A 16904-nucleotide genomic window follows, 5' to 3' on the forward strand; every position below is an offset into this window, starting at 1 on the left:
GGCTCCATATCTGCTAGGCCTCCGGCGCAGCGGGAAAGCTGTAGAGATGTTTGCGGGTCGGGAGCAGGTTGTTGTTATCCCCGTGGGTGAACACAACCTGGAACAGTTGCAGAGAGCCCGCCCGGAAGGCCGCAGTAGAGCCCGCCAGATACATGTGCCACGCCCTGGTGAAGTGCGCGTCATACAGCTCGGTGACCTGGTCCTGAACACTTTCAAATCGTTTCATCCAGTGCTCCAGGGTGGCGGCGTAGTGCAACCGCAGGTTCTCTACGTCCAGCACCGAGAAATCGCCGCTCTCACAAATGCTCATGAACTCGCCGATGCTGGGTGGGTAGGCGCCGGGGAAAATACGCTTCTCAATCCAGGCATTCATCAACATCGGGCGGTTTCGACCGATACTGTGCAGCAGCGCCATACCCTCTGGTTTAAGGGAACGACGAATCACCCGGGCCATCTCGCCGTAATGGTCCTTGCCCACATGCTCCAGCATGCCGATAGAAACAAACGCGTCGTACTGGCCCTCGATGTTACGGTAGTCGTCCTCAATGTATTCGATCAGATGGCTCAGGCCTTGTTTTTCAGCCTCCGCGCGCGCAAAGGCCAATTGCTCCCGAGAGATGTTGTAGGCGTGGACTTTGACACCGTATTGGCGGGCCATATACCGTGCCAGGCCGCCCCATCCACAGCCAGCCTCGACCACGGTCTGGCCGGGTTGGAGCCGCAACTTCCGGCAAACGTGTTCCAGCTTTGCCAGCTGTGCCTGCTCCAGGGACAGGTCCGGGCTTTCGTAGTAGGCGCAGGTGTACTGCATTTCGGCGTGGTCGAGCCAGAGCTTATAAAACTCGTTGCCAAGGTCGTAGTGGTGGTGAATGTTCTCCCTGGCATCTGAAACGCTGGTAGAGCGGGGGTTATGGTTGCGCCATGCAGCTTCAAGCCATTTTGGCCACTTTTCCCTGGCTTTGTGCACAGTTCGATACAGCGCTGTCATCAGGTCTGACAGATCCCCTTCAACTTTTAACCGCCCGGAGCTGTAGAGGTCACCGAAGGCGAGGTTGGGGTTGCTGACCAATTGATAGAGGGCTTTGGGATCGGCCAGCCGGAGGGTAAAACTGGCGATGATGAGGTCCGATTCAATGATTTCGTCATTCCAAAGCTGAAAGCGAACGGGCGGATTGCCTGCCATTCTCAACAACTTCGCGATCAGCCAGCGTTCGTAACTGTGGGGCTTGCGATCCGTGCCTTCCTCTGGAACCGCTATAGATAACTTATGGGGCCGGTTAGACGGTTGCTCCTGCAGGGTGTCTGCTTTCCTGGTGCTCTGGCTCATAGATCCTCTCGCTCCCTGATGCTTGCTGGCATTCACTTGTTCGGTACGTCTCACGTAAATGCGCCCAATATAGCCACTTCCCGAAACATACCGATGACACCCAGTGTCAGTATAGAAAACAGGCGGGTTTTGTCACGTAATTCCCCTTTTTCAGTTGCTAGGGAAAAGCGACCATTTTCCCCTGGCTTTCATCCCACAGCTTGAGCCCGAAAGCCGCCAGGCTCTGCCTGCTTATACTGTTCTACCGTTAACAACGTACCCGCACCTATAACAGCGTCAGGAAGCGCTTTGCGCAGAGCACGAATCGCATCCAGACCGTATTCACTGCGCAGAGTAATCTCAAACACCGTGAGACCACCCTGCATCAACGCCTCGCATAGGGGCACGGCGGTGCCTGGGTGATTAATGGTGATCACCGGCAGCAACGGCGACAGACGGACGAAGTCGTCTAGCCGTTGGCGCTGTGCGTGAGCTTGGGCATTCATCAATAAAGTCACTGTGCAGGACTCCAAAAAATGTGCAAACCCGACCGCAGAAACGCGCGGATTGGCATTTGCGCCCAGTTATCAGGTTCGGCCAGCGCCTTAGTCAGAGTGGCTAGCTTGTCGTCGCCCTGAATGTGCAGAAAGCAATCACAGGCGCCGGCAATGGCGCTTCGGGTCAGGGTGATTCGCGCCTGGGCTTGTTGGGGTGGTGTTATCGCGGCCAATTTGCTGCCGTTTTGCTCCGCCATGGCGGCGGCCAGTTCCGGCGCATCAGGAAACAAGGACGCAGTATGGCCGTCGTTGCCCATTCCCAGCACCACCACGTCCAGCGGCCAGCTCACGGCTTCAAGGCGTTGGCAAACTGCTCCCAGGCCAGCCGACGGGCTTGGGGCGTTATCATACAGTGGGTGAAAACGCGCCACCGCAGCCCTCCCCTGCAACATATGCTGGCGTATCTGGGCGCTGTTGCTGTCGGGGTGCGACGGCTCAACACAACGTTCGTCTACCTGCACGATGTCTATCCGCTGCCAGTCCAGTTCTTGCTGGGCCAAAGCCTTAAACAGCAAAACCGGTGTACTGCCGCCAGACAACGCCAAACTGGCCCGCGGCGCTGCGTGAAGACGTTGGCGAAGAAGCAACGCAATCTGCTCTGCCAGTTTCCGGGCAAGGTCGGCGGGCGTTGCCGCCGAATGCCAAAATACGCCATTGGGTAATAAGGGTTTAGACATCTTCATACCAGCTTCGTCCGTCACGGGTTATTAACGCTACCGACGCCACCGGCCCCCAACCACCTGCAGCGTAACGTTTTGGTGGCTCGCCACTGTCTTGCCAGTTGGTGATGATCTGGTCTATCCAGCGCCAGGCGTGTTCAACTTCGTCGCGGCGCACAAACAGGTACTGGTGGCCTTTCATGACTTCCCACAGCAGCCGCTCATAGGCTTCAGGGATACGAACCTTGGCAAACGTTTCGGCGAAGGTCAGTTCCAGCGGCCCTTGGCGCAGGCGCATGCCTTTATCAAGGCCCTGGTCTTTGGTCAATATTTTCAGCGCCATACCTTCGTCTGGCTGCAGGCGAATAATCAATTTATTGTTGGCCAGATGTTTCTGGTCCGGGTCAAATATGTAATGCGGTGCCGGTTTGAAATGAATCACAATCTGGGAAAATTTTTCCGGCAGCCGTTTACCGGTGCGGATATAAAATGGTACTCCGGACCAGCGCCAGTTATCGATTTCTACTTTCAAGGCGACAAAGGTTTCAGTGTCACTGGATTTATCGGCGCCTTGTTCATCAAGGTATCCCGGCACCGCTTTACCCTCGCTGGAGCCTGCGGTGTACTGCCCGCGCACCGCATAATGTTCCATCATGGCGGGCGTGATTTTGCGCAGGGCTTTCAGCACTTTCACTTTTTCATCGCGAATGCTGTCTGCTGACAAATCAGACGGCGGATCCATGGCAATCAGACACAGCAGCTGCAACAGATGGTTCTGAATCATGTCGCGCAGCTGCCCGGCCTTGTCAAAATAGCCCCAGCGCCCTTCAATACCCAGGCTTTCTGCCACGGTGATTTCCACGTGGGAAATGTGGTTCTGATCCCACTGGGAGGCAAAAAGATTGTTGGCGAAACGCAGGGCAATCAGATTTTGTACGGTCTCTTTGCCCAGATAATGGTCAATGCGGAACAGCTCGCTTTCAGAGTACACCTCGGCCAAGGCATCGTTAATGACCCGCGACGATTGCAAGTCATGGCCAATGGGCTTCTCAACCACCACCCGAATGTTCTCACTGCAACAGTCGGAATCTCGCAGATTGCGCGCAATCACCCCGTACAACGACGGTGGTGTAGCCATGTACACAATCAGATTGTTATTGACGCTGTCACGCCAACCGTTCAATTCCGGGTAACTCTCGCGGCAACTGAAATCAAGGCTGCGGTATTCCACCCGCTGTAACAGGCGCTCTACAATTGCCTGTTCAAACTCTTCATCCGGAACCCGCTGGCGCAAGTTATCGGCAATCTGCTGGCGTACGTCGGCGCTGCTGTGTTCGCGCCGGGCCAGTGCAAGAATACGACTCCCTTCAGCCAGTAATTCCGCGCGCTCAAGCTGGTAGAGCGCCGGAAACAGCTTGCGGTTGGCCAGGTCGCCCAGAGCACCAAAAATCATCAAGTCGCAGCGAGTAGGGTCTGATTTGGTCATTGTAGTAATTTTATCCAATAATCGTCGCTAAAATCGGAGCATCTGATCATTTAACCCCACTTCCGACACTTTTACTACACTACCATTCTGTCAAACAGGGTATAATTTTTAAAATTTGGCATCAAACATTTCGTATCAAACATTTCGCGTTAAACAACGTATTCAGGGAGCTTCAGGCATGGCTGCAACTACCCTCACCCATTCCCGCCGGGATGATAATCTGCTTGAGGATATTCAACAGAGGCTGGAGCAGCTCAACAAATCCGAGCGCAAGGTGGCCGAGGCCATCTTGCGCGACCCCAGCGCCGCAACCCGTTACAGCATTGCCGCGCTGGCGCGGGCGTCTGACGTCAGCGAACCGACGGTAAACCGTTTTTGCCGCGGGTTTTCCGCCACCGGTTTTCCCGACTTCAAGATTCGCTTGGCACAAAGCATTGCCACCGGCACGCCTTATGTTGGCCAGAACGTTGAGCCTGACGACACAGTGGCACAGTTTGCCGACAAGATCATACTCAGTACCATGGCGAGCCTGGATAAGGCGCGCCAGACGCTGGATGCCAAGGCGCTGGCCCAGGCCATCGATTCGCTGATTCAAGCCAAGCAGATCAGCTTTTTTGGTATGGGAGCCTCGGCGTCGGTGGCGATGGACGCCCAGCACAAGTTTTTCCGTTTCAACATACCCGTTACCACCTACGACGACGCCTTGATTCAGCGCATGGTGGCTGCAGGCTCCCACGTGGGCGATGTAATTGTGGCTATCTCTTACACCGGCCGCACCCGGGAAACCGTGGAAATAGCGCAAATTGCCCGGGATAACGGCGCCACGGTCATTGGCATCACCAACCCTCAATCGCCTCTGGCGGCAGTGTCCAGCGTGGTGTTGCCGGTGATTTCGCCGGAAGATACCGAAGTGTATATGCCCATGTCGTCCCGTATTATCCAGCTTACCGTCATCGACATTCTGGCCACCGGGGTGACCTTAAAGCGCGGCCCGGATTTTCTCAGCCACCTGAAAAAAATCAAGGAAAGCCTGCGCCCTACCCGCCTGCCCCTGACGCAACCCTGACCGCCCATGCCCTAAAGCTACTTTGACGTCAGAAACAAAAAAGCCCGAACCGGTTGTCCGGTTCGGGCTTTTTACTGGCCTTAGGCGTCATCCTGCCCTGGCTTTTTCCTGACGTTATTCTAGCTGTGCACTAAACCTGCACTACGGACGCTCCACCTCGGCGTTGTTCCGCAGCCACTGCTGGTAGGCCGTATATTCGCGCTGGCCGTCAAGCGAGGCCAGAAACTCCTGCAGTTGCACGTATTCGGTGCTGTCGGTGTCTACCTCGCCTTCATTCACCTTATCCAGAGCGATGACCACCGCATTGTTACCGCTAACAGTGTGGCCATAACTGACTGTGCCTTCCTGCGGGCGGGGCATCGCATAGACCGTCTGCATAACCCCACCACCCAGCTCCGGCGCACTGCGGGGCTGTTCGCTGTAGGCAGTCCAGCTATCGCCAGCGATATCCTGCAACGACTCACCAGCCTGAAGCTGCGCAGCTATTTCGCTGGCACGGGCAACAAGCGCGGTTCGGGTTTGCTCGGCCTCGAGATTGCCTCGAATAGCGTCTTCTACGCCAACTAGCGGCAGCACCTCGGCCCCGCGATAAACCCGCACGCGGGCAACTACAGCACGATTTTCGGCAACTTCAATCAGCTCGGTGTTGTAGCCACCGTTCAATACGTCTTCCGAAAACAACTGGCGTACCAGTCCGGCATGGTCAAACGGCTCACCGCCGCCGTTGCGGGTAATCTTGTCCGCCTGGCGAAGCTCAAGGCCAAGGTCTGTCGCAGGCCCTTCCAGATTGTCGGCCGCGTAAGCCAAGTCTGCCAGTGTTGTACGTGCCTTGGCATAGGCTTCGCGTGCCTGCTCGCGGGACAAGTCGTCACGCAGCTGCGCGGCAACGTCATCCAGCGCTGGCACGTCTGAACGACGAACGTCGTTCAGCTTGATCAGGTGCACACCAAAGCTGGTGCGCACTGGCTCTGAAACAACGCCGGGTTCGAGGCTGAACAGCGCTTCATCGAAGGCCGGATCGTAAACACCGCGACCGGCAAAGCCGAGATCGCCGCCCTGCTCGCCAGAAACCGTATCAATCGACAGCTCCTGCGCCAGCGCTGCAAAGTCTTCACCGTCAGCCAGGCGCTGCTGGATACTCTCAATAGCGGCGTCCGCATCGGCGGTGTCTTCAATCAGGATATGGGCCGCCCGGCGCTCTTCGCGAGCCAGATCGGCTTCGCGGCTTTGGTAATAAGTCAGGAGCTCTTCGTCACTAATGACGATGGCGTCAGCCAGCGCGTTCAGTGATAACACAACATAACTGACATCGACTTGCTCGGGCTGCTGAAACAGGTTCGGATTGCTGTCGTAAAACGCCTGTATGTCATCGGCGCTGACGTTTACCTGGTCCGCCACGGCACTGGCAGAAATGTTGAGCAGGCGGAAATCACGGGTCTGATTTTGAATCTGCATCAGCCGCGTAATGTTACTGCTGGTGGCAACGCCACTGGCAACGATACCGGCGCGAATCTGGTTTACCACGGTTTGCTCGCGTATGGCGTCGCGGAATTCGCCAACACCCATACCCACATTGCGCACGGTAGCCACAAACTGATCGCGATTGAACTGGCCGTCTACCTGAAACTGGGGCATCTGGGTAATCAGCGCATCAATATCGGCATCAGACAAAGCCAGGCCCTGCCTGTCTGCATCTTGCGCCAACACCTGTTCTTCAATCAGTGCCTGCAGTACGTCGACACGAATCTGATCTTCGTTTAACAACGAAGGATCCGGCCGCTCCATACGGGACAGACGGTTCTGGCTTTCCAGCTGCACCACCCGCAAAAATTCGCGCTCGGTAATGTCTTGGCCATTCACCGTAGCCACTTCCGGTTCGCCACCGAAGCCGCCAATAATGGCGTCCATTCCCCAAACGGAAAGCGATAAAATCAGCAAGCCGATAATAACCTTGGCAATGGTGCCCTGGGCGTTTTCCCGCATATCTTGAAGCATGTGTCTCCCGAATCCCTGTTCAAGGTCGTACTGTGCCAGCGAATGCCGGCGAATTTTTTATCGTCATTGACGCAGATCTGGCGTTGTTAACGTAAATCTTGCGTGGCTAACGTAAAAAGGCGCATTCAGTGTGGAATGCGCCTTTAATATTTCTGGCGCAGCTCCAAAACGCGGAGCTGCCGACGAAAAACCCGTTACTTAACGGCGTCTTTCAGGGCCTTACCTGCTTTGAAGCCAGGCACTTTAGAGGCCTTAATCTGAATCTCGGCGCCTGTCTGCGGGTTACGGCCAGTGCGGGCAGCTCGCTCTTTCACGGAGAATGTGCCAAAACCAATCAACGTTACCTGGTCGTCCTTTTTCAGGGCACTGGTGATGGAGGTGGTCATGGCATCCAGAGCACGGCCAGCGGCGGCTTTGGAAATATCAGCGGACTCTGCAATTGCATCAATAAGTTCGGACTTGTTCACACTAAACCCCTTCGATTTCAGGTTGAAGATGTCATAGGTCGGTGGATCTCAAACGCAGAGACTATTGCACATACGTTTACAGAATTCCATTCGGCAATTATTTTTATTCCTTGCGGCAACAATCCGTTAGGGGCTGTTGACGTTTTCGCATAAGGCATTGAATAAAATAGGTAAACTCGTAATATTAAGGTTCCTACACCACCAATAAAACGAGTTTGCCATGCCCCGATTCATGCTCAGTGATGAGCACTGGTCGAAGCTAAAAGGAATGATGCTTCAAGAAAATATTTATAACAAGCGCGACCTGCGGATGATGGTCGAAGGCATGTTTTATCGACTGCGAGTGGGTTGTCCGTGGCGAGATTTACCTTCTTGTTTCGGTCGATGGAACTCGGTGTATAAAAGATTCAATGAGTGGTCAAAAAAAGGAAAATGGTTGCTGCTGTTCAAAAACCTGGTCAGCGAACCGGATACTGAGTGGGAATTTATTGATGGAAGCTATGTGAAAGCCCATCAGCATAGCACGGGCGCAAGAGGTGCTGACTCGCAAGCTATCGGTAAAAGTCGCGCCGGAAATACAACAAAAATTCATTTGGCAGTCGATAGTTACGGCTTACCGATTGAGTTTACAGTAACGGGCGGCGAGATCCATGACAGCACGGCGGCAAGCGAATTAATTGAACCATTACCGCCGGCTAAAGCCGTGATAGCGGACAAAGGTTATGACAGTGAAAAGATTCGCGAACAGATTAGAAGCAGAGGTGCCATCGCCGTAATTCCAAGAAAGTCGAATTCGGTCATAGGTAATGCAGATATGGATTGGTCGTTATATCACCACCGTCATTTGGTGGAAAATGCGTTTGCACGCTTGAAACATTTTCGTGGGCTGGCGACGCGCTATGACAAATTGAAACGCAACTATGAGAGCGTCGTCGCCATGGCTTGTGGATTTTTATGGTTGCCGATGTAATGAAACGTCAACAGCCCCTAGTCGGAGCGGTAAACCGTTAGTCGGAATAGCTTTATAAAACGCGGGAGCCCTTGATACAGGCTGCTTCACGGCGAAACAGTTATACCAATGGGCTCTTCCGTGTGTCAACAATTCATGTCGGGTTTAGTGCGTATTTGGGCGTTCCTTCGCTTCTGCGTCGTCATCACAACCGGCCTTGGCGGCTGTTTTTTCGGCAATATCACCCGCCATTACCTCCGGCGCATACACCAACGCAATGTCCAGCACTTCGTCAATCCATTTAACCGGACGGATCTCCAGAGACTCTTTGATGTTTTCAGGTATCTCCTTGATATCCCTGACATTTTCATCAGGAATTATAACCGTTTTGATGCCTCCCCGGTGCGCTGCCAGCAGCTTTTCCTTCAACCCGCCAATGGGCAGAACCCGGCCCCGCAGGGTTATTTCACCGGTCATGGCAACATCGCTACGCACCGGGTTACGGGTTAACGCCGACACCAGTGCTGTACACATACCTATACCGGCGCTGGGGCCGTCTTTTGGCGTCGCGCCCTCGGGCACATGCACGTGCAAATCGTGTTTTTCGTGGAAATCGTCGGCAATACCCAGCGCCTTAGCGCGACTGCGGACGACGGTTAATGCCGTCTGGATCGACTCTTGCATAACGTCGCCCAGGGAGCCGGTTTTCACCACCCGACCTTTACCCGGCGTAAGCGCACACTCAATGGTCAACAATTCGCCGCCCACCTGAGTCCAGGCCAGACCGGTCACCTGGCCAATTTCGTTACTGTCTTCTGCCAGGCCGTATTTGAATTTCTGTACGCCAGAATAGTCTTCCAGCATCGCCGGCGTTATCGCCACCTGGCTCTTATCGCCGCTTGAGACGTGCTCACGCACCACCTTACGGCAGATCTTGGCAATCTCGCGCTCCAGGCCACGTACGCCAGCTTCGCGGGTGTAGTAACGCACCAGGTCGCGCAGGGTTTCTTCTGGCAGATCCAGTTCTTTGTCGCGCAGGCCGTTGGCTTTTATCTGCTTGGGCAGCAGGTAACGCAGAGCAATATTCACTTTTTCATCTTCGGTGTAACCCGGAATGCGGATAATTTCCATCCGGTCCAGCAGCGCCGACGGAATATTCATCGAGTTCGAGGTGCACACGAACATCACATCCGACAGATCGTAATCCACTTCCAGATAGTGATCGTTGAAGGTGTGATTCTGTTCCGGGTCCAGCACTTCCAGTAACGCCGAGCCGGGGTCTCCACGTTGGTCCATGCCCATCTTGTCGATTTCATCGAACAGGAACAGCGGATTTTTCACCCCGACTTTGGCCAGTTTCTGCAGCAGCTTGCCAGGCAAAGCGCCGATGTACGTTTTGCGGTGGCCGCGAATTTCGGCTTCGTCACGTACGCCACCCAGGGCCATACGGGTGTACTTGCGATTGGTGGCACGGGCAATGGACTGCCCCAAAGAGGTTTTACCCACGCCAGGAGGCCCTACCAGGCACAACACCGGCCCTTTGATCTTCTTCACCCGGGTTTGTACCGCCAGGTATTCCAGAATGCGGGTTTTTACCTCGTCCAGGCCGTAATGATCTTCGTCGAGTATTTCACGGGCCCTGTCGATATCGTGGCGCACGCGGCTGCGCTTTTTCCAGGGCACCGCCAGCATCCAGTCGATGTAGCCACGAACCACTGTGGCTTCCGCCGACATGGGCGACATCATTTTCAGTTTGTTCAACTCGCTTTCAGTTTTTTTGCGGGCTTCTTCCGGCAGGCCGGCGTCTTCCAGCTTCTGTTCCAACTCCTCGAAGTCGTTATTACCGTCGCCCATCTGGCCCATTTCTTTCTGGATGGCCTTCATCTGTTCGTTCAGGTAATACTCGCGCTGGCTGCGTTCCATCTGCTTTTTGACCCGGCCACGAATGCGCTTTTCCACTTCAATCAGGTCAATTTCGCCGTCCAGCTTGCCCAGCAGCAGTTCAATGCGTTCACGGGTATCCAGCGCTTCAAGCAGCTCCTGCTTTTGCGGAATCTGCAGGTCCAGGTGGGCCGCAATGGTGTCCACCAGGCGTTCTACGCCGGTAATCCCGTTGAGCGCACCAGAAACCTCGGCCGGCACCTTTTTGGACAGCTTTACAAACTTCTCGAACTCTTCCATCAAGGTCTTGCTGAGCACTTCTTCTTCGCGCTCCGGCAAGGGCTCTTCGCGCAGAATCCGGGCGTGTGCTATCAGGTAGTCGCCATCTTCGATCTGTTCCAGGGCGGTACGTTCGTTGCCCTCCACCAGCACTTTCACTGTGCCGTCTGGCAGCCGCAGCATCTGCAATATGGTGGCCAGAGTGCCAATGTTGAAAACGTCGCTTACGCCGGGGTCGTCTGTGGCGGCATCACGCTGGGCAACCAGCAGGATTTCCTTGCCGCGCTCCATCGCGGCTTCCAGCGCCTGAATAGACTTCTCTCGGCCCACAAACAGAGGCACAACCATGTGCGGGAACACCACCACGTCGCGTAACGGGAGCAGTGGGTAAACTTTCACGGTTTCTTCGGGTGTCCGGGTCATAGGGAATCCTCTGACGGGGTATAATTAAAAGTATCAATAAAGAGTTTTAATAAACGTAACATTAATCATTGGGGCATCTGCGACATAAAAAAAGGGGCTAATAAGCCCCTTTTTCAGTCATTACACGGATTTAGCGCATCAATCGTCCGGCGCAACTTTGGCCAGATCGTTGTTTGCGTAAATCTTGAACGGTTCAGAATCACCGCTGATCACGCTTTCATCAACCACCACCTTGCACACATCCTGTTCAGACGGAATCTGATACATGGTGTCCAACAGTGTTGCTTCCATAATAGAGCGTAAACCACGGGCGCCGGTGTTGCGTTCTTTCGCTTTACGGGCAACAGCGCGCAGGGCTTCCTCACGGAAATCCAGTTCCACACCTTCCATTTCGAACAGCTTTTGGTACTGCTTGGTCAAAGCGTTCTTGGGTTCGGTCAGAATCTGGATCAGGGCGTCTTCGTCCAGCTCGGTCAGGGTCGCCACAACCGGCAAACGGCCGACAAACTCCGGAATCAAGCCAAACTTCACCAGATCTTCGGTTTGAACATCTTTGATGATCTCGCCTGCGGATTTGATGTTGTCCTGGCTCGCCACTTCTGCTGAAAAGCCAATGGATGAACGCGCAGAACGCTGCTGTATAACCTTCTCCAAACCAGCAAAAGCGCCGCCACAAATAAACAGTATGTTACTTGTGTTCACCTGCAGGAATTCCTGCTGCGGATGCTTGCGCCCGCCTTGGGGTGGTACCGAAGCCACGGTGCCTTCAATCAGCTTCAAAAGCGCCTGCTGTACACCTTCACCAGACACATCCCGGGTAATGGAGGGATTGTCAGATTTGCGGGAAATTTTGTCGATTTCGTCGATGTAGACAATGCCCCGCTGGGCTTTCTCGACATCATAATCGCATTTCTGCAGCAACTTCTGAATGATGTTCTCGACGTCTTCCCCCACATAACCGGCTTCGGTCAGGGTGGTCGCGTCGGCAATGGTAAAGGGTACATTCAGCACTCGCGCCAGGGTTTCAGCCAGCAAGGTCTTGCCGCTGCCCGTGGGGCCAATCAGCAGGATGTTGCTTTTGCCCAGCTCGACTTCAGCCTTACCCTCACCATAGCGCAAGCGCTTGTAGTGATTATATACCGCAACTGCGAGCACCACTTTAGCTCGGTCCTGACCGATCACGTACTCGTTCAGTGTTTCACGGATCTCGGCCGGTGTCGGCAGACGATCGCTGGCCTCTTCCTGAGCATTTTCCTGAATTTCTTCACGGATAATGTCGTTGCAAAGGTCAACGCATTCGTCACAGACGAACACCGAAGGCCCTGCTATGAGCTTCCGGACTTCGTGCTGGCTCTTTCCACAAAACGAGCAGTACAGCAACTTGCTGCTATCGTCACCTCTGCCGTTTCTTTCGTCTGCCATTGAAATACCTCTGATCTCTGTTTGCCGGCGCCGGTTAAAAACGGAACGCCACGCCGGCCACGGATGGAGCGTGTTACCCAAGTATTATTTATTCGGTACGCGCTTATCAAGTACTGAATCGATCAGGCCATAGGCCTTGGCCTGGGTCGGATCCATAAAGTTGTCGCGATCGGTGTCGCGCGAAATGGTTTCCAGATCCTGGCCGGTATGGTGCGCCAGAATGGAATTCAGGGTGTGGCGAATCTTGAGAATCTCACGGGTGTGAATCTCGATATCCGTTGCCTGGCCCTGATAGCCACCCAACGGCTGGTGAATCATCACCCGCGAGTTGGGCAGGCAGGCGCGCTTGCCCGCGGCGCCGCCCGCCAACAGGAATGCGCCCATGCTGGCCGCCTGGCCCACGCACAGAGTCGCAACATCGGGTTTGATAAACTGCATGGTGTCGTAAATCGACATGCCAGCGCTGACCGAACCGCCCGGGCTATTAATATAAAGATGGATGTCTTTGTCCGGATTTTCTGATTCCAGAAACAGCAACTGTGCCACCACCAGATTGGCCATGTGATCTTCCACCGGGCCTACCATAAATATAACCCGCTCTTTCAGCAGACGGGAGTAAATGTCAAACGAGCGCTCGCCGCGCGCCGTTTGCTCAATAACCATCGGCACCAGGGCGGCACTGGGTGACATTGCGGAACCATCAATTGGTTTTTGCATCATGATGCGCCTGAACTCCTTATGAACAATGGGCATGGGCTGTCCTAGAAAAAACAGCCGGACATGCCGGCTGCTTACACTGATTGCTTGCGCCGGCTGCTAACGTTCGCCGTCGGCCAATCATCAACTCTGGGCTTGACCCGCCTGAATGGCCTCTTCGTACTTCATGGCCTTTTCAGTTATTTGGGCCTGACCGAGCACATATTCAACCACTGCGTCTTCCAGAACGGTAGATTCTATCTGGGACTTCTGTTCCGGACTGCTATTGAAGTGTGCAATCACTTCCTCAGGTTGTTCATACGTAGACGCAATTTCCTGGATCTTTTCTTCCACTTTTTCCGCGTCGGCGGTCAATTCATTCTTCTTGACCACTTCCTGGAATAACAGCCCGGTCTTCACGCGACGCTTGGCCTGCTCTTCAAAGATTTCCTTGGGCAACTGCTGAAAGTCCATCTGGCCGCCGAAGCGCTTAACCGCGTCCTGGCGCAGACGGTCAATTTCCTGATCAATCAGGGACGTTGGTACGTCCAGCTCTGTGCTGTTCAGCAGCGCGTCAACAACGTCATTTTTAACCTTGTTGGAAATCGCTTGTTTGAGCTCTCGCTCCATGTTCTTTTTCACTTCTACGCGGAACGCAGCTTCGTCTTCAGCTTCAATGCCGAACTTCTTGAAGAACTCGGCATCCAACTCTGGCAGCAATGGCTCTTCCACTTCGTGAATCGTGACCTGGAATTTGACTGGCTTACCTTTCAACTCTTCGTTGTGGTAATCCTCGGGGAAAGTGACGTCAATTTCCAACTCATCACCGGCCTTACTGCCCACGATGGCTTTCTCGAAGCCTGGAATCATCTGGCCAGAGCCCAAAGTCAGGCGGTGATTTTCAGCCGCGCCGCCTTCAAATTCTTCACCGTCGATGGTGCCTTTGAAATCAATAACGGCGATGTCTTTGTTCTTGGACTTGCGCTTGACCGACTTCATGGTGGCCTGCTGGGTGCGCAGGTTGTCAATCATGGTGTCAATGTCGGCGTCGGTTACATCAGCCTGGGGCTTTTCGATGGTAACCGCAGACAAGTCGCCCAGCACGATTTCCGGCAGCACTTCAAAGATGGCCACAAACTCAAGGTCTTTGCCTTCTTCCATGGTCTTGGGTTCGAAGCGCGGCCAGCCAGCGGGATTAAGATCCTGCTCCTGCAACGCCTTAACGTAATTGTCGCGCATGATTTCGCCAACAATTTCCTGACGTACGCTGTCACCGAAACGACGCTTTACCACGCTCATAGGCACTTTGCCCGGGCGGAAACCATTCAGGCGTACGGTGCGCGCAGTTTCCTGCAGGCGCTTCTGAACCGCCTGGTCAATTTCCTGGGCGGGCACACCAATCGTCATGTGACGTTCGATGTTGGAAGTCGTTTCAACAGACACTTGCATGTAAGATCCTCAGAATCAGGTTCGGTATGTGAATGAATTTAAACCTAAAAGCCCTTAAGCCATGCATTGCGGCAGAAGGGCTGAAAATTAAAAGCCAGTAGTTTATCACGGTTTACCGTGTGTATAGAATCATCTGTTTGCGACAGATAACAAAAGTCGGATTAGCCAGCCACACCCAGGTCCGCGATCATCTTTTGCGCCTGAGCTTTAAGCTGCTCGGCTTCAACCCGCACGAAGACCGAATCGCCACGACAGGTCAGCACATCGCCGGCCCACACTTCGCAGATGACCCGCGACTTGCGACCCACTTCACCCTCTACCCAAGCCTTGAGCGTCAGCTCGACACCCATCGGCGTAGGCTTCTGGTAACTGACACCCAGCTGCCCGGTAACACATTCAATGGGCTCGCCTTCACCTGGGGTGCGACCGTCCTGATTATAGTGGTATGCAATAACAGTACGATTTGAGTGGCAGTCAATCAGCATAGCAATTAGGCCACCATACACCAGTCCGGGCCACCCGATATAGCGATCATCCGGCGCAAAGCGACATATAACCGCATCACCCTCAGCGCTCCACTCACTTTTGATTGCAAACCGGGATGGATTGGCGGGACCGCAGCCAAAACACATGCCGTTGGGGTTACACATATCTTGCAGTGAAAGGCTTGAATTGGTCATCACAGAATTCCTATAGTCATTGCACCATAAGCTGGCGATATGCCAGGCTACTTGAAGAACAGTTACTATACGAAAAAACCCAGTCTTTTATACCCGATACGTTGGTCTCTATAACTTTTTTCTAAAACCACAAAAAAACCCCGCAGACGCAAACCTGCAGGGTTTTAAAATAGTGGTGCGGGTGGAGGGACTTGAACCCCCACATCTCTCGATACCAGAACCTAAATCTGGCGTGTCTACCAATTCCACCACACCCGCATAATTTTTTCGCGTCTGCCCAAATTCGGCTGCCGCTGATCTAACATTTCTACTAAGACAAAAAAACCGGAACCCGCTAATGCAAGGTCCGGATCTGGTTCGAAGCAGTAAAATGGGGTGGACGAAGGGGATCGAACCCTCGACCGCAGGAGTCACAATCCTGAGCTCTACCAACTGAGCTACGCCACCATATACACACGCCGAAGCATGAAACACCGTCAAAACCGCTTAGAAAACTTTGCCGCCCTGACCGAGGCTAAATGGTGCGCCCGGGCAGGACTCGAACCTGCGACCACCGGCTTAGAAGGCCGGTGCTCTATCCAGCTGAGCTACAGGCGCATTAACCGCTTGCCCACCTGAACAGTCAGAAAAGTGGTCGGGGTAGAGAGATTCGAACTCCCGACATCCTGCTCCCAAAGCAGGCGCGCTACCAGGCTGCGCTATACCCCGTCTGAACTGAACACAACACGTGTGTCAGCAAAGTTGGCGCAGATATTAGCGGCGGCGGCGGCCTTCGTCAACCATCATTTGGAAAGTTTGTTAAAAAACGCTCCACGGTTGCGCTCAAGCCTTTAGAATCCGGGCGCTAATTGGCCTGAACCCGGAAGCATGCGACAATACGCAGTTCTTTTAATCGACCAATTCACGCCCAACCCATAAAGACGAACCATGAGCGCCGAACTGATAAATGGAAAACAGATTGCCACCAAGGTTCGCCATCAGGTGGCCGAAGGTGTACAGGCCCGCCTCGACCAAGGCCTACGGGCGCCTGGCCTGGCGGTGGTTCTGGTGGGCAGCGATGCGGCCTCCCAGGTATACGTAGGCAACAAGCGCAAAGCCTGCGAAGCTGCAGGCATTGTGTCGCTGTCTTACGATTTAGCGGCAGACACATCACAACAAGCTCTGGAAACCTGATCGACGAGCTGAACGACAACCCCATTGGTAGACGGCATATTGGTGCAGTTGCCTTTGCCGGCCCAGCTGGACGCCGATCCCATTTTATTGAAGATTCGACCGGATAAAGACGTTGATGGCTTTCATCCGTTCAACGTCGGCCGCCTGAGCCAGCGCAAACCTACCATTACGCCCCTGCACACCGGCCGGCATCATTACCCTGCTCGACAGCATAGGTACCCCCTACAAAGGCCAGCACGCGGTCATTGTAGGCGCCTCTAACATCGTCGGCCGCCCCATGAGCATGGAGCTGCTATTGAAAGGCGCAACCATTACCGTGTGCCACCGTTTTACAGCGGATCTGGAGCGTTTTGTGCGTGACGCCGATATATTAATAGCCGCGGTGGGCAAACCCGGGCTGATCAAAGGCGAATGGG

The 16904-nt window shown here is 54.2% G+C and carries 13 protein-coding genes, 4 tRNA genes and 2 pseudogenes; 4 read left to right on the top strand and 15 right to left on the bottom strand.

Features of this window, described 5'->3' with window-relative positions; all coding sequences use genetic code 11:
* Positions 1-13 precede the first annotated feature (13 nt).
* The 4 genes from ATG98_RS21310 to zwf all read right to left on the bottom strand — a co-directional run bounded on the left by ATG98_RS21310 (position 14) and on the right by zwf (position 4008).
* The gene (locus ATG98_RS21310) at positions 14-1327 is read right to left on the bottom strand and encodes an SAM-dependent methyltransferase (protein WP_098424335.1); all 1314 of its coding nucleotides are present in this window, start codon (positions 1325-1327) and stop codon (positions 14-16) included.
* 188 nt (positions 1328-1515) lie between these two features.
* Complete coding sequence (locus ATG98_RS21315) at positions 1516-1824, bottom strand: hypothetical protein (protein WP_228705974.1); 309 nt, start codon at positions 1822-1824, stop codon at positions 1516-1518.
* A complete protein-coding gene (gene pgl / locus ATG98_RS21320; RefSeq protein ID WP_098421860.1) occupies positions 1821-2546 on the bottom strand; it encodes a 6-phosphogluconolactonase in 726 nt (241 codons plus the stop codon). Before pgl ends, ATG98_RS21315 begins: the two co-directional genes overlap by 4 nt.
* Entirely contained in the window at positions 2533-4008 is a 1476-nt protein-coding gene (zwf, locus tag ATG98_RS21325) for a glucose-6-phosphate dehydrogenase (RefSeq protein ID WP_098421861.1), read from the bottom strand. Before zwf ends, pgl begins: the two co-directional genes overlap by 14 nt.
* A 178-nt stretch (positions 4009-4186) precedes the next feature.
* On the opposite strand from zwf, the gene ATG98_RS21330 reads away from it, so the two are divergent.
* Positions 4187-5074, top strand: coding sequence for a MurR/RpiR family transcriptional regulator (locus ATG98_RS21330; protein ID WP_098418933.1), 888 nt, complete (start codon positions 4187-4189; stop codon positions 5072-5074).
* A 141-nt stretch (positions 5075-5215) separates the two neighbouring features.
* Here ATG98_RS21330 and ATG98_RS21335 read toward each other — a convergent pair whose 3' ends face one another.
* Together ATG98_RS21335 and ATG98_RS21340 are read right to left on the bottom strand one after the other, a co-directional pair.
* Positions 5216-7069, bottom strand: coding sequence for a SurA N-terminal domain-containing protein (locus ATG98_RS21335; RefSeq protein WP_098421862.1), 1854 nt, complete (start codon positions 7067-7069; stop codon positions 5216-5218).
* Between the two features lie 194 nt (positions 7070-7263).
* Positions 7264-7536 (bottom strand): HU family DNA-binding protein, encoded by a 273-nt coding sequence (locus ATG98_RS21340; RefSeq protein ID WP_007352523.1) that lies wholly within the window; start codon positions 7534-7536, stop codon positions 7264-7266.
* A 220-nt stretch (positions 7537-7756) separates the two neighbouring features.
* On the opposite strand from ATG98_RS21340, the gene ATG98_RS21345 reads away from it, so the two are divergent.
* Complete coding sequence (locus tag ATG98_RS21345) at positions 7757-8506, top strand: IS5 family transposase (RefSeq protein WP_098418337.1); 750 nt, start codon at positions 7757-7759, stop codon at positions 8504-8506.
* Positions 8507-8650: 144 nt separating this feature from the next.
* On the opposite strand, the gene lon is transcribed toward ATG98_RS21345, so the two are convergent.
* From lon to ATG98_RS21390, 9 genes are all read right to left on the bottom strand, one after another.
* Positions 8651-11068: an endopeptidase La gene (lon, locus tag ATG98_RS21350; protein WP_098418935.1), complete on the bottom strand. Its 2418-nt coding sequence runs from the start codon at positions 11066-11068 to the stop codon at positions 8651-8653.
* A 138-nt stretch (positions 11069-11206) separates the two neighbouring features.
* Positions 11207-12490, bottom strand: a complete 1284-nt coding sequence (gene clpX / locus ATG98_RS21355; protein ID WP_098418936.1) for an ATP-dependent Clp protease ATP-binding subunit ClpX — start codon at positions 12488-12490, stop codon at positions 11207-11209.
* A gap of 84 nt (positions 12491-12574) precedes the next feature.
* Positions 12575-13210, bottom strand: a complete 636-nt coding sequence (gene clpP, locus ATG98_RS21360; RefSeq protein ID WP_018403670.1) for an ATP-dependent Clp endopeptidase proteolytic subunit ClpP — start codon at positions 13208-13210, stop codon at positions 12575-12577.
* 120 nt (positions 13211-13330) lie between these two features.
* On the bottom strand, positions 13331-14635 hold the full coding sequence (tig, locus tag ATG98_RS21365; RefSeq protein WP_098418937.1) for a trigger factor: 1305 nt from the start codon (positions 14633-14635) through the stop codon (positions 13331-13333).
* A gap of 161 nt (positions 14636-14796) precedes the next feature.
* Complete coding sequence (locus tag ATG98_RS21370) at positions 14797-15315, bottom strand: PaaI family thioesterase (RefSeq protein ID WP_098424336.1); 519 nt, start codon at positions 15313-15315, stop codon at positions 14797-14799.
* A gap of 173 nt (positions 15316-15488) precedes the next feature.
* A tRNA-Leu gene (locus tag ATG98_RS21375) sits at positions 15489-15573 on the bottom strand.
* A gap of 115 nt (positions 15574-15688) precedes the next feature.
* Positions 15689-15762, bottom strand: a tRNA-His gene (locus ATG98_RS21380).
* Positions 15763-15834: 72 nt separating this feature from the next.
* Positions 15835-15912: transfer RNA gene (locus ATG98_RS21385), tRNA-Arg, on the bottom strand.
* A 34-nt stretch (positions 15913-15946) separates the two neighbouring features.
* Positions 15947-16023, bottom strand: a tRNA-Pro gene (locus tag ATG98_RS21390).
* A 219-nt stretch (positions 16024-16242) separates the two neighbouring features.
* On the opposite strand from ATG98_RS21390, the pseudogene ATG98_RS21395 reads away from it, so the two are divergent.
* Both ATG98_RS21395 and ATG98_RS23110 read left to right on the top strand, forming a co-directional pair.
* A pseudogene (locus ATG98_RS21395) lies at positions 16243-16749 on the top strand (tetrahydrofolate dehydrogenase/cyclohydrolase catalytic domain-containing protein).
* Positions 16700-16904: pseudogene (locus tag ATG98_RS23110) on the top strand (bifunctional methylenetetrahydrofolate dehydrogenase/methenyltetrahydrofolate cyclohydrolase); the annotation flags it as partial. The pseudogenes ATG98_RS21395 and ATG98_RS23110, both read left to right, overlap by 50 nt.

Origin of the sequence: Marinobacter sp. LV10R520-4, from assembly GCF_002563815.1 — a bacterium.
Classification (GTDB): domain Bacteria; phylum Pseudomonadota; class Gammaproteobacteria; order Pseudomonadales; family Oleiphilaceae; genus Marinobacter.